The following is a 12,608-nucleotide window of genomic DNA, read 5'->3' on the forward strand; positions in this document are numbered from 1 at the left end:
GAAGATGCTTCGGACAGCGCTCTTATGCGCGGCAATGACCGGCCTGGCAGGCGTGCCGCCCGTTCACGCAGATCAGCCTGCCCAGCCGAATAGCCAAGCAATGCCGCGGCCGCCGGCAGTCCATTGCCAAGGGCAAAATTGTCTTCCTCCGGCTGACGATCCCGTGCTGGATTGCAAGGGCCCGGATTGCACGCCGGCCCCGGCAACTGATCAGACGCCGAGCCCGGAGATTCAACCGGAGATTCAAAAGGTCAAGTAAGCCGCATCGGCCAGTGTCTGAGGCTCCCGTGAAAAGCCGGGAGAGCTCACAGGCCTTCGGTCAATCCGGAACCATTGGAGCCGGCTCCTCGCACCGGTAAACCATGCACCGGCCGTCGCTGGTCGGAACATAGTCGACCATCGGCGCGTAAGGAGCGTCGCACTCATTGCCGAATTGGCGGACATAGCGGTCATAGGTATTCGGTCCGGTGCTCAGCACCGCAGCATGCTGGCTCTGGATCAGTGCCTGCGTCTGTTCACACGTCATCTTGCGCGTATCGGATCGGGCGTCGGCGAAATTTGAAGCAGCAACGAGCATGGCTGCCGCGCAAAGCATAATCTTGCGTCCGGGCATGGTGGCGTCCTGGCAAAACATCGTATCGCCAAATTCGCATCTTGTGTCGCAGTTCCGCAATGATCGCGCTGTCACGATGCAGCGAGCGAGACCGACATCGTTTCGATTTTGGCATGGCGGCCTGCGATGTCATCTCCGTGTTGACGGCCCGAGCAAATCTCCGTGAGTGATGGCCCGTAAGCAATATCCCACTATATAAAAGCATCGTTGAGGTAATGAGATGTCAGGCGCCTACGATCTCGGAACCAATCTGGTCCGCCGTATCTATGAAAAGCGCATAGATGCACCGGCCATTCTTGATGCCGGCACGCATTTTCCCAATGCCGCGAAGTTCACCGCCGCCTGGCGCGATATCCGCGATGAGGCGCTGGCGGCGAAGCTGAATAAGGCCCCGCGCTTCCACGACATCATGCCGGAACAGGCCAATATCTCGGCCAATGACGGTCTCGACTGGCGCATGTGCGTGCTCAAGGCCTATGACATGACGATCCCGGCGAACCTCACGCGCATGCCGGTCCTGAGCCGGCTGCTTTCGGAGTGCCCCGAGGTCAAATCGGCCGCCGTCTCGTTCCTCGCCCCGCGCAAGCACATCCCGCCGCATCGCGGACCCTTTCGCGGCATCATGCGGTTCCATCTCGGCCTGGTCATCCCCCAACAGCCTGACGGCCGTCCGGCAACGATCATGATGATCAATCATGACGAAAGGCGCATCGCCGACGGCGAGTGCTTGCTGTGGGACGATACTTTCGAGCACGAAGTGATGAACAACTCGGATCAGCCCCGCGTCGCTCTCCTGCTCGACGTGTGGCGTCCGCAAATGCCGCTGGATATGGAAATCCTGTCGCGCGTGATCGTGCGCGGCGTGCAGGTGGGAATGCGCTATCGGGGCGTGTCGTTCGGCGGCTGAACCGATCGAAATCTACGCTCTCGCCTCGCGATACGTCCCTGCCCCGCTGCGACGCTTGCCGGGAAACATCGCGTCCCTCGCCAGCAATCCGCTGACGCGGCAGAAGGCTGCGAACGCGCGGCAGGCCTCCTCGGCGCTGGTCACGTCGACCGTCGCCCCGAAGCAGGCATTGAACGCGGCTTCGTAGACCTTGCCTTGGCGGCGCTTCGGCCAATCCTGCAGGAAATCGAGCGCCTGCTCGACGCTGTAGATTTCCTCGATCGGCAGGCCGGGCGCGGGCGTGATGCGCACCGGCACCTCGAATTGCAATCTGTCCATCCCCTGTCTCCCGAACTGGCGTAGCCGGAGCAACGCCGTTCGTTCTGAAAAGTTGCTTTTGCGGCCTTCTGACTCGCAAATGTGACCTCAGTGCGGTGAAGAACCGGTGCGCGGATCAGACCCTTGCCGCTACTGGTTGGCCGGATCCTCCTTCGCGTCATAGGTCATGCGGGTAACTACCATCAGCAGATAGGCGGACGGCAGTGCGAGGATGGCGCCGAGCACGATCGCTGCCGTTCCTTCTTCCGAACATCAGGACCGACCTGACCATGGAAATGGCCAGGGGAAGGCCGCAATGGGCGCGGCAACTGCACTTCGTCCTTGAACCTTGCGGCTTGCGGTGCCAAATCTGGAGCAGATTTTTCGCGTTCGGCTCCTTTGAAGCCTACGCCGGCAAACGGACAAAATGGTTACTTATCTCGACGCCTCCACCGCGCCCCTTCGAAATACCGGCCAGATCCGCCTCTATGGCGAGGAAGGCTTCGCCGGCATGCGCAAGGCCTGCGATCTCACCGCGCGCTGCCTCGACGAGCTTGTGCCGATCGTGAAGCCCGGCGTGACCACGGAAACGATCGATCGCTTCGTCTTCGAATTCGGCATGGACCATGGTGCGCTGCCGGCAACGCTCAATTATCGCGGCTACACCAAATCGTCCTGCACCTCGATCAACCATGTCGTCTGCCACGGCATCCCCGACAACAAGCCGCTCAAGGAAGGCGACATCGTCAACATCGACGTCACCTATATCCTCGATGGCTGGCATGGCGATTCCTCGCGCATGTATCCGGTGGGCACGATCAAGCGCGCCGCCGAGCGCTTGCTCGAAGTGACCTATGAGTGCCTGATGCGCGGCATAGCCGCGATCAAGCCCGGCGCCCGCACAGGCGCCATCGGCGCCGCGATCCAGAGCTATGCCGAGGCCGAGCGCTGCTCGGTGGTCCGCGACTTCTGCGGCCACGGCGTCGGCCAGCTTTTCCACGACGCGCCGAACATCCTGCATTACGGCACCGTCAATGAAGGCGTCGAGATGCGGCCGGGCATGATCTTTACCGTCGAGCCGATGATCAATCTCGGCCGGCCGCATGTGAAGGTGCTGTCGGACGGCTGGACGGCAGTCACGCGCGACCGCTCGCTGTCGGCGCAGTATGAGCATACGATCGGCGTCACCGACACAGGCTGCGAGATCTTCACGCTGTCGCCGAAAAAGCTCGACCGCCCCGGCCTGCCGGCGTAGCACTTCGACCTAAGCCTGAGGGGAGCGGGCGGACCATGGGCAAAGTCGAGGACGAGCGGGCATTCTTTTCCGAAGGCTGGATTGAACCGCCTAAGGCAGTGCAAAAGAAGGCGGCACCTACCGAGAAACCGCATTATCACGGCCATCGCGACCGCCTGCGCGAGCGCTTTGTCGCCGGCGGACCGGACGCCCTGCCCGACTATGAACTGCTCGAGCTGCTACTCTTCCGGCTGATCCCGCGCGTCGACACCAAGCCCATCGCCAAGGCGCTCATCGCCCGCTTCGGCTCGCTGGCCGAGGTGCTCGGCGCGCCGGCATCCCTGCTTGAAGAAGTCAAAGGCATCGGACCGGTCGTTGCGGCCGATCTCAAGGTCATCGCCGCGACGGCCCAGCGCATGGCGCGCGGCGAGGTGCGCGGCCGCGAAGTCCTGTCCAACTGGACGCAATTGCTCGACTATTGCCGCTCCGCCATGGCCTTCGAGAACCGCGAGCAGTTCCGTATCCTGTTCCTCGACAAGAAGAACGGGCTGATCGCCGACGAGGTACAGCAGACCGGCACCGTCGACCACACGCCGGTCTATCCGCGCGAGGTGGTCAAGCGCGCGCTCGAGCTCTCAGCCAGCGCCGTCATCCTGGTGCACAACCATCCTTCTGGCGACCCCACACCTTCCCGCGCGGACATCGAGATGACCAAGCAGATCATCGATACGGCCAAGCCGCTCGGCATCGCCGTGCACGACCACATCATCATCGGCCGCAAGGGCAACGCCTCGATGAAGGGTCTGCTGCTGATCTGAGGCGTTTGCCCGGCATTTCGGGATTGCCGGGACATCGTCGCCTCATCAGATAGTCGGCTCTGGAATTTCAGCAGGAAATCAAGCATGATGGCACTTGGTATCTTCCTGGGATGCTTCGCGCTCCCGTGAAATACCGGGAGGACGGGACATGGCCATTGTGCTTGTACTCGTTTTGATCGTTGTGGGCTCGGTGCTGTTCCACCTCCTGAGCCCATGGTGGTGGACGCCCATCGCCTCGAACTGGGACTACATCGACAACACCATCACCATCAGCTTTTGGATCACCGGCATCGTCTTTGCCGCTGTCGTGCTCTTTATGGCTTATTGCGTCTTCCGCTTCCGGCATCGGGAAGGCAATCGCGCGGCATATCAACCGGAGAACAGGCGGCTCGAATCGTGGCTGATGATCGCAACGGCGGCCGGTGTCACCGCCTTGCTGGTTCCCGGCCTCTTCGTCTGGAGCCGCTTCGTCAACGTTCCCGGCGAGGCCGCCGATATCGAGGTTGTCGCCCAGCAATGGCAATGGAGCTTCCGTTTGCCCGGCAAAGACGGCAAGCTCGGCACCTCCGACACCCGTATCGTCTCGGCTGAAAACCCGCTCGGCATCGTACCCGGCGACCCGAACGGCCAGGACGACGTCGTGGTCGAGGCGGCGGACCTGCACCTGCCGGTCGGCACGCCGGTCAAAGTGCTGTTGCGCTCGATCGATGTGCTGCACGATTTCTACATCCCGGAATTCCGCGCCAAGATGGATATGATCCCGGGATCGGTGACGTATTTCTGGTTCACGCCGACGCGGACCGGAACCTTCCAGGTCTTGTGCGCCGAGCTGTGCGGCCAGGGACATCCGCTGATGCATGGCGTTGTCATGGTCGATACCGAGCAGGACTATCTGGCCTGGCTCGGCCAGCAACAGACCTTTGCGCAATTGTCCGCGCCCCAGCAAACGGGCTCGGCGAACCAACCGTCGGAAAAGACGATGGCGTCCAGTTTGGGCGTCGCGGCAAAACTCGAAACGCTCGAGGCCCGCTGAACAGGGTGCGGAGGTGCTCCCATGGTCGACGTCACACCCGCAGATGCCGTTCCACCCGCCGAAGTCGCGGAGATGGAACTCTACCATCCGCACAGCTGGTGGACGAAATACGTCTTTTCACAGGACGCCAAGGTCATAGCAGTCCAGTATTCGGCGACGGCCATGGCTATAGGCCTCGTCGCGCTGATGCTGTCCTGGCTGATGCGCCTGCAGCTCGGCTTCCCCGGCACGTTCGATTTCATCACTCCGGAGGCCTACTATCAGTTCATCACCATGCACGGCATGATCATGGTGATCTATTTGCTCACCGCGCTCTTCCTTGGCGGCTTTGGCAATTATCTCATTCCGCTGATGGTCGGCGCCCGCGACATGGTCTTTCCCTATGTCAACATGCTGAGCTATTGGGTCTATCTGCTTGCCGTGCTGGTCCTGGTGTCGAGCTTCTTCGCGCCGGGCGGGCCGACAGGCGCCGGCTGGACGCTCTACCCGCCGCAGGCGATCATGACCGGCACGCCGGGCGGCCAGGACTGGGGCATCATCCTGATGCTCTCTTCGCTCATCCTGTTCATCATCGGCTTTACCATGGGTGGCCTGAACTATGTGGTGACGGTGCTGCAAGGCCGCACCCGCGGCATGACCTTGATGCGCCTGCCGCTCACCGTCTGGGGCATCTTCACTGCCACGGTCATGGCGCTTCTGGCCTTCCCGGCACTGTTCGTTGCTTGTGTGATGATGCTGCTCGACCGTCTGCTCGGCACTTCCTTCTTCATGCCGGCAATCGTCGAGATGGGCGAGCAACTGCAACACAATGGCGGCAGCCCGATCCTGTTCCAGCATCTGTTCTGGTTCTTCGGCCACCCGGAGGTCTACATCGTGGCGCTGCCGGCCTTCGGCATCGTGTCCGACCTGATCAGCACGCATGCGCGCAAAAACATCTTCGGCTATCGCATGATGGTCTGGGCCATCATCGCCATCGGCGCGCTGAGCTTCGTGGTCTGGGCGCACCACATGTATGTCAGCGGCATGAATCCGTATTTCGGCTTCTTCTTTGCCACCACGACGTTGATCATTGCGGTGCCGACCGCGATCAAGGTCTATAACTGGGTGCTGACGTTGTGGCGCGGCGACATCCATCTCACCATCCCGATGCTGTTCGCGCTCGCCTTCATCGTCACCTTCGTCAATGGCGGCCTGACGGGCTTGTTCCTCGGCAACGTCGTCGTCGACGTGCCGCTGTCGGACACGATGTTCGTCGTCGCACATTTCCACATGGTCATGGGCGTCGCGCCGATCCTGGTGATCTTCGGCGCGATCTATCACTGGTATCCGAAGGTCACCGGACGGATGCTGGACGAGACACTCGGCCGCTTCCATTTCTGGATCACCTTCCTCGGCGCCTACCTGATCTTCTTCCCCATGCACTATCTCGGCCTGATGGGCGTTCCGCGGCGCTACGCCGAACTCACCGACATGAATATCATGACGGAATCGGCCCACCATCTGAACTCGTTCATCAGTATCATGGCCTTCATCGTCGGCTTCGCCCAGATGGTGTTCCTGTTCAACCTGATCTGGAGCATTCGCCATGGCCGTGAGGCCGGCGGCAATCCGTGGCGGGCAACGACGCTCGAATGGCAAACGCCTGAGACGCCGCCGGAGCACGGCAATTTCGGCAAGGAACTGCCGATCGTCTATCGTTGGGCCTACGACTACAGCGTGCCGGGCGCCAAGGAGGACTTCATCCCGCAGAACGTGCCGGGCTCCTTCGGCCCCTCCAGGGAGCCGGCATGAGCGTCATCCTGGTCTTCATGTTGGTGATCGCCGGCTTTGCCGGTTGGTGGCTTTCGCACCAGCGGTTGACAGCCAAGCCGTGGCTGGAGCAAGGCGTGGCCGGGGACGTCGTCGGCTTCGACCGGTCTTCCCTGCCCACCGCCAAGATCGGCCTCGGCGTCTTCCTCGCCGTCGTCGGCTGCCTGTTTTCGCTGTTCACCAGCGCCTATTTCATGCGCATGGACCTGTCGGACTGGCGGCCGCTGCCGCTGCCGCGCCTGCTTTGGCTCAACACCGGCGTGCTCGCGCTGAGCAGCGTCGCGCTGCAATGTGCGGTGGTCGCCGCGCGCAGAGGCCAGGTGGACATGGTAAGGCTCGGTCTTGCAACGGCGGGGTTGACCGCCCTCGCCTTCCTCGCCGGCCAGTTGATTGCATGGCGGCAGCTGACCGAGGACGGCTACCTGTTGGCCTCCAACCCGGCCAACAGCTTCTTCTATCTGATCACGGCGATGCATGGCCTGCACATATTGGGCGGGCTGGTCGGCCTTGGCAGGACGAGCGCCGGCGCCTGGAACGGAACGCGGCGGGAGCGGCTGCGCCTCAGCGTCGAGCTGTGCGCCATGTATTGGCATTTCCTGCTTTTCGTCTGGCTGTGCATCTTCGCCGTCCTGGCCGGTTGGGCGGCGACGTTCGTGAGCATTTGCCAACGGCTGCTGACCTAGGAGACTGGCGATGGCCGAGACCACACTGACGCATACCAGCCAGATGGATCGCCCCCAGGGCTTACGCGGGATCGCCGCCGACTGGGCCTCGGATCAGCGCGCGTTCAAGAACGTGTCTTGGGGCAAGGCCATGATGTGGATCTTCCTGCTCAGCGACACCTTCATTTTCGGTTGCTTCCTGCTTTCCTATATGACGGCGCGGATCTCCACGCGCGTGCCGTGGCCGAATCCAAGCGAGGTCTTCGCCTTGCGCATCGGCGGCTCGGAGATCCCGCTGATCCTGATCGCCATCATGACATTCGTTCTCATCTCGAGCAGCGGAACCATGGCCATGGCGGTCAATTTCGGCTATCGCCGCGATCGGCGCAAAACCGCGATCCTGATGCTTTTGACCGCCGCGCTCGGCGCGACCTTCGTCGGCATGCAGGCCTTCGAATGGACCAAGCTGATCACCGAAGGGGTCCGGCCGTGGGGCAATCCCTGGGGAGCCGCGCAATTCGGCTCGTGCTTTTTCATGATCACCGGCTTCCACGGCACGCACGTCACGATCGGGGTGATCTTCCTGATCATCGTGGCGAGAAAAGTCTGGCGTGGTGACTTCGACACCGGCCGGCCCGGCTTTTTCACCAGCCGCAGGGGCCGCTACGAGAACGTGGAGATCATGGGGCTCTACTGGCACTTCGTCGACCTGGTCTGGGTGTTCATTTTCGCCTTCTTCTATCTGTGGTGAGAGGCAGGCTCTGTTGAGAGGAAGACATGGCTGAAGCAACCGCAAACGGTCTTGGACAACACGCACTGCATCCCGCCCATGATGCGGCGATCGTCGCCAAGGCGGAGACGCATCAGGAGCACCCGATCAAGCTCTATCTGGTCGTCTGGGCGTGGCTGTTCATTCTCAGCACCTGCTCCTATCTGGTCGACTATTTCGGCCTCCACGGCTATCTCAGGTGGTCGCTGATCCTGATCTTCATGATGCTCAAGGCAGGACTGATCGTCGCCGTCTTCATGCACATGGCCTGGGAGCGGCTGGCGATGATGTATGCAATCATCCTGCCGCCGATACTGGTGCTGGTTTTCGTGGCGATGATGGTCTTCGAGGCCGACTATACGCTGCTGACTCGTATCGCGTTTTTCGGGCCTGGCCCCTGACACCCGATACGGGGTCCAGCCGCAGCATGACGGGCCGGGGACGGCCGGTTCCGATGGCTTGAAACAACAGGCCGCCGGCCAATTTTGATCTGGCGTATGCGCCGTGAACTCAAGCAAAGGACGCGGACAATGACGATAGCGAACAGACTGAGAAACTTTATCGACCGCAAGGGCATCTCCTACGATACCGTGGGGCATCATCGAACTGCCACCAGCAGGCAGGCCGCCATTGCCGCGCACGTGCCCGGCAGCATCATGGCGAAGTCCGTGGTCGTTCACCACGAACTCGGTTATGCGCTGGCCGTGGTGCCAAGCACCCACAGAATCGAACTCGGCAAGCTGCAGGACGTCATGGACAAACGCCTCGGCCTCGCTTCCGAAGACGAAGTGGTATCGCTCTTTGACGATTGCGACGTCGGCGCCATACCGCCGATCGGTGCGGCTTATGATGTGCCGGTCATTCTGGACGAAAGCCTGCGTGATGCCGCCGATATCTATTTCGAGGGCGGCGACCACAAGACGCTTGTGCATGTCAGCGGCAAGGATTTCCGCAACCTGACGACGGACGCGCGCCAGGCGCGGTTCAGCTATCCGGCCTTCTGACGCATAGAGACTCCCGCCGCTGCGTCACGGCAGGGCCTGATTGCTTCGACGGTCTGGGGCAGCCGGCGGCTCTACGACCTTGCGGTAAAAACATGCCAGGGCCGAGGATCGGCAGCACGACCGCCAGTCGTCCAGGGCTGCTTTTTCGGTATTCTCAAGATGCGAAGGTGAACGTCATGGACACGCGGACGCTTCTCATACTCGGCCTTGGCATAGTCATTCTGCTGCTATTGGGTTTTTTTGCGCTGCCGGCGTGACGGTACTGGGGGCGATATTCATCTGCGCAACTGCCGGCGTCTTCCTTCCGGATAAGCAGGCGACCATCAAAAGAGTCTGGACGGCGGTGTTTATTTGGAAAACTGCTTCAGGTAGGCGATGACGTTGGCTATGTCCTGATCGTTCTTGAGGCCGGGAAACGCCATCTTCGTCCCTTTGACCATCGCCTTGGGGTCGTGAAGATATTTTGTCAGCGTAGGCTCGTCCCATTTGATGCCGGATTTTCCGGCCTCGATCATGGCCGTGGAATAGGTGAAACCGGGATGCGTGCCCGCGGTGCGCCCGATGACGCCGTGCAGAGACGGGCCGACCTTATTCTGGTCCTGGTCGGCAATGTGGCACACCTTGCACTTGGTGAACACCTTCTCGCCTGCGGCGGCGTCTTGCGCCTGCGACGGACTTGCAAAGAAGGTCGTAGCTGACAAGACGATGAAAAGTGCGGTTACGCGCATGGCACTTCCTCCCTGATCGTCATTTACGTCGGACGGCCCGCGCCACGCTGGCGTATCCTGCATGGCGGGCGGCCGCGTCTCTTCAGTGGAATTGCGGCACCTACATACCACAGAATCGAACCAATGAGCAAAAATTGCCGGCCTGCGAAGGCTTAGGCCATGCACGAGGACTAACTGCCCAAAAAGCGGTCCAAGCCTTCTGAACGGCGACGGTCAGGGCGGGTCGGTATTGCAGCTTGCCGCGATCTGCCCGATCACGTCCGAAAGGCCCGCAAGCTCGAAATCGGCTTCGCCGCGTCCCGACAAAAGGCCGAAGCGCCACGACAGCGTCAGCCGGTTCGCTGAAGCCAGACGCTTGATGCCGTCGTCTCCATCCCTGACCAGTGTTCTGCCGCGCGGGCCGACCGACCAGCTTTCATCGGTTTTGCCGCCGCCGTCGACCGCGACGGAGATGGTGATCTTGCGGCTGGCGGAGACAGCATCGTTGAGCTGGAGCCACTCGCTCCAGCGTGGTTCGCCGTCGGGCCGGCAAGCCAATGTCAGCACAGGGCTGTAGCCCAACGCTCCGCCGCCGGTGATCAGTTTGTTGCTGGCGTGGAGCGACGCCGTGATCTGACCATCATTGCCGGCGCCAACGCTCCAGTTGCCGAGAGCCGGCTCGGCCCGAGCGACACCGGCGGCTGCGGCAAACATGAGCGCCGCGGCGACGACCACGTCTCTCATCGTGAATCCCAGCCTCACCAATGCCTCCATACACCCGCGAATGCGATGAAGCGCAGATAATGTTCAACCGTTGGTATCGCCAGCGGCAGGCCTTCAAGACAAGTTGTCTGTGTTGCCGCGCCGCCACAATAAAGTAGCTCCTAATGAAAAAGGCCGCCCGGAGGCGGCCTTTCGAAGTCTCGGCATTGAAACCTGTTACTCGGCTTCCTTGGCGGCTTTTTTCTTCGGCGCGGCCCTCTTCTTCGGCTCTTCCGCCTCGTCGGTGGCTTCGCCTGCCTTTGCTTCGCCAGCCTTTGCGTCGCTTGCCTTGGCTTCGGCCTTCTTCGAGGAAGCCTTCTTGGCCGGCTTCGCCTTGGTCGCGGTTTCGGCCTCCTCGTCGTCGGCCATCAGCTCGTCCTTGCCGACCTTGACGTCGTTGACCGAGATCTGGCCAAGCAGATAGTCGACCACCTTCTCCTCGAACATCGGCGCGCGCAGCGCGTTGATGGCTTCCGGGTTGCTGCGATAATACTCGAAGGCTTCCTGCTGCTGGTTGGCCGGGAAGCGGCGCACCTGCTCGAACAGGCCGCGCTGCAGTTCCTCGTCCGACACGGTGACGCCGGCCTTCTCGCCGATCTCGGCCAGGACCAGACCGAGGCGCACGCGGCGCTCGGCAAGGCGCATATATTCGGCGCGCGCTTCTTCTTCCGTCGTCTCTTCGTCGGCGAAAGTGCGGCCGGCGGCTTCCAGGTCGCGGTTGACCTGGCCCCAGATGTTGTTGAACTCGGCCTCGACGAGCTTCGACGGCGCCTCGAAGGAGTAGGATGCGTCGAGCTGGTCCAGCAACTGGCGCTTCACCTTCTGGCGGGTCATGGAGCCGAACTGGTTCTCGATCTGGCCGCGCACGATCTCGCGCAGGCGCTCGAGCGATTCCAGACCGAGATTCTTGGCCGTCTCGTCATTGATCTCGAGCGCGCCGGGCGCCGACACTTCCTTGACCGTGACGTCGAAGGTGGCTTCCTTGCCGGCCAGATGCGCCGCCTGGTAGTTTTCGGGGAAAGTGACGGTGACCTGCTTCTCGTCGCCGGCCTTCGTTCCGATCAGCTGCTCCTCGAAGCCCGGGATGAACTCTTTGGAGCCGAGCACCAGCGGCTGGTCGGTGCCGGCGCCGCCGGCGAAGGCCTCGCCGCCGATCTTGCCGACATAGTCGATGGTCACACGGTCGCCCTCGGCGGCCTCGCCGGTCTTCGGCTCGTAGCTGCGCGCCGATTCAGCGACGCGCTTGACCTGATCCTCGACTTCCGCGTCCGGCACGTCATAGACCTGGCGCGTCACCTTGATGTCGGAGAAATCCTTGATCTCGATCGGCGGGATGACTTCGTAGTTGAGGCTGAATTCGAAATCGGCGCCGCCGGCCAGGATCTTCTCGGCCTCCTTCTCGTCCTCGGTCATGATCACTTCGGGCTGCATGGCGGCTTTTTCGCCGCGCCCCGAGATGATCGAACGGGTCGAGTCATTGAGGATCTCGTTGACGACCTCGGCCATGAACGACTTGCCGTACACCTTGCGCAGGTGCTGCACCGGCACTTTGCCCGGGCGGAAGCCGTTGATGCGCACCTTGCCGCGGGCATCGGTCAGCCGCGCCATCAGCTTGGCTTCCATGTCACCGGCCGGCACGGTGATCTTGATCTCGCGCTTGAGACCGGAGTTGAGCGTTTCGGTGACCTGCATCCTAGAACCTTTGTTTTCAACAATGAGACTGCCGAACGGTTTTAGCCGTTTACAGCCTGCCGGTATGATCTTGCCGGAAATGGCTTTTGGGACGGAACCTGGCGATTTGACCGCGAATGCGGCTCAAATTCTCCTGAACTGCGCCTTGCCGGATGCGAATAAGTCTTTGTTTTTCCTATAACTTTTCACATCTTGCGAAAGCGGAAACTCACTTTCCGTCACATTCGACACGCCTTTTGTCACAGGCTAGGCTAATTTTCAACTATCTTCGCTCCAATGCATGTCGCCCAAAACTGCGCAG

14 protein-coding genes are annotated in these 12,608 nt (G+C 61.5%); 9 read left to right on the forward strand and 5 right to left on the reverse strand.

Going from position 1 to position 12,608, the window contains the following annotated elements:
- Window positions 1–319: 319 nt before the first annotated feature.
- The gene (locus tag LB515_RS03285) at window positions 320–613 is read right to left on the reverse strand and encodes a hypothetical protein (RefSeq protein WP_224543668.1); all 294 of its coding nucleotides are present in this window, start codon (window positions 611–613) and stop codon (window positions 320–322) included.
- A gap of 220 nt (window positions 614–833) precedes the next feature.
- On the opposite strand from LB515_RS03285, the gene LB515_RS03290 reads away from it, so the two are divergent.
- Window positions 834–1,520, forward strand: a complete 687-nt coding sequence (locus LB515_RS03290; RefSeq protein WP_224706731.1) for an aspartyl/asparaginyl beta-hydroxylase domain-containing protein — start codon at window positions 834–836, stop codon at window positions 1,518–1,520.
- Window positions 1,521–1,532: 12 nt separating this feature from the next.
- Here the strand turns inward: LB515_RS03290 and LB515_RS03295 are convergent, their stop codons facing one another.
- On the reverse strand, window positions 1,533–1,838 hold the full coding sequence (locus tag LB515_RS03295) for a DUF982 domain-containing protein (RefSeq protein WP_140840426.1): 306 nt from the start codon (window positions 1,836–1,838) through the stop codon (window positions 1,533–1,535).
- Window positions 1,839–2,244: 406 nt separating this feature from the next.
- On the opposite strand from LB515_RS03295, the gene map reads away from it, so the two are divergent.
- From map to LB515_RS03335, 8 genes are all read left to right on the forward strand, one after another.
- Window positions 2,245–3,072: a type I methionyl aminopeptidase gene (gene map / locus LB515_RS03300; protein ID WP_224706732.1), complete on the forward strand. Its 828-nt coding sequence runs from the start codon at window positions 2,245–2,247 to the stop codon at window positions 3,070–3,072.
- 35 nt (window positions 3,073–3,107) lie between these two features.
- Window positions 3,108–3,869, forward strand: a complete 762-nt coding sequence (radC, locus tag LB515_RS03305; protein ID WP_095765043.1) for a RadC family protein — start codon at window positions 3,108–3,110, stop codon at window positions 3,867–3,869.
- Window positions 3,870–4,017: 148 nt separating this feature from the next.
- A complete protein-coding gene (locus LB515_RS03310) occupies window positions 4,018–4,902 on the forward strand; it encodes a cytochrome c oxidase subunit II (protein WP_224706733.1) in 885 nt (294 codons plus the stop codon).
- Window positions 4,903–4,923: 21 nt separating this feature from the next.
- Complete coding sequence (ctaD, locus tag LB515_RS03315) at window positions 4,924–6,693, forward strand: cytochrome c oxidase subunit I (RefSeq protein WP_224706734.1); 1,770 nt, start codon at window positions 4,924–4,926, stop codon at window positions 6,691–6,693.
- Window positions 6,690–7,394: a cytochrome c oxidase subunit 3 gene (locus tag LB515_RS03320; protein WP_224706735.1), complete on the forward strand. Its 705-nt coding sequence runs from the start codon at window positions 6,690–6,692 to the stop codon at window positions 7,392–7,394. Before ctaD ends, LB515_RS03320 begins: the two co-directional genes overlap by 4 nt.
- Before the next feature lie 10 nt (window positions 7,395–7,404).
- Entirely contained in the window at window positions 7,405–8,124 is a 720-nt protein-coding gene (locus tag LB515_RS03325; protein WP_095765039.1) for a heme-copper oxidase subunit III family protein, read from the forward strand.
- Between the two features lie 26 nt (window positions 8,125–8,150).
- Window positions 8,151–8,543: a cytochrome C oxidase subunit IV family protein gene (locus LB515_RS03330; protein WP_095765038.1), complete on the forward strand. Its 393-nt coding sequence runs from the start codon at window positions 8,151–8,153 to the stop codon at window positions 8,541–8,543.
- A gap of 129 nt (window positions 8,544–8,672) precedes the next feature.
- A complete protein-coding gene (locus LB515_RS03335; protein WP_095765573.1) occupies window positions 8,673–9,146 on the forward strand; it encodes an aminoacyl-tRNA deacylase in 474 nt (157 codons plus the stop codon).
- Window positions 9,147–9,493: 347 nt separating this feature from the next.
- Here LB515_RS03335 and LB515_RS03340 read toward each other — a convergent pair whose 3' ends face one another.
- The 3 genes from LB515_RS03340 to tig form a co-directional block, all read right to left on the reverse strand.
- The gene (locus LB515_RS03340) at window positions 9,494–9,874 is read right to left on the reverse strand and encodes a c-type cytochrome (protein WP_224543661.1); all 381 of its coding nucleotides are present in this window, start codon (window positions 9,872–9,874) and stop codon (window positions 9,494–9,496) included.
- A 213-nt stretch (window positions 9,875–10,087) separates the two neighbouring features.
- Window positions 10,088–10,597 (reverse strand): hypothetical protein, encoded by a 510-nt coding sequence (locus LB515_RS03345; RefSeq protein WP_224628202.1) that lies wholly within the window; start codon window positions 10,595–10,597, stop codon window positions 10,088–10,090.
- 195 nt (window positions 10,598–10,792) lie between these two features.
- A complete protein-coding gene (gene tig / locus LB515_RS03350) occupies window positions 10,793–12,307 on the reverse strand; it encodes a trigger factor (protein ID WP_224628181.1) in 1,515 nt (504 codons plus the stop codon).
- Between the last annotated feature and the right edge of the window lie 301 nt (window positions 12,308–12,608).

It is taken from the genome of Mesorhizobium sp. CA15 (assembly GCF_020165215.1).
GTDB lineage: Bacteria > Pseudomonadota > Alphaproteobacteria > Rhizobiales > Rhizobiaceae > Mesorhizobium.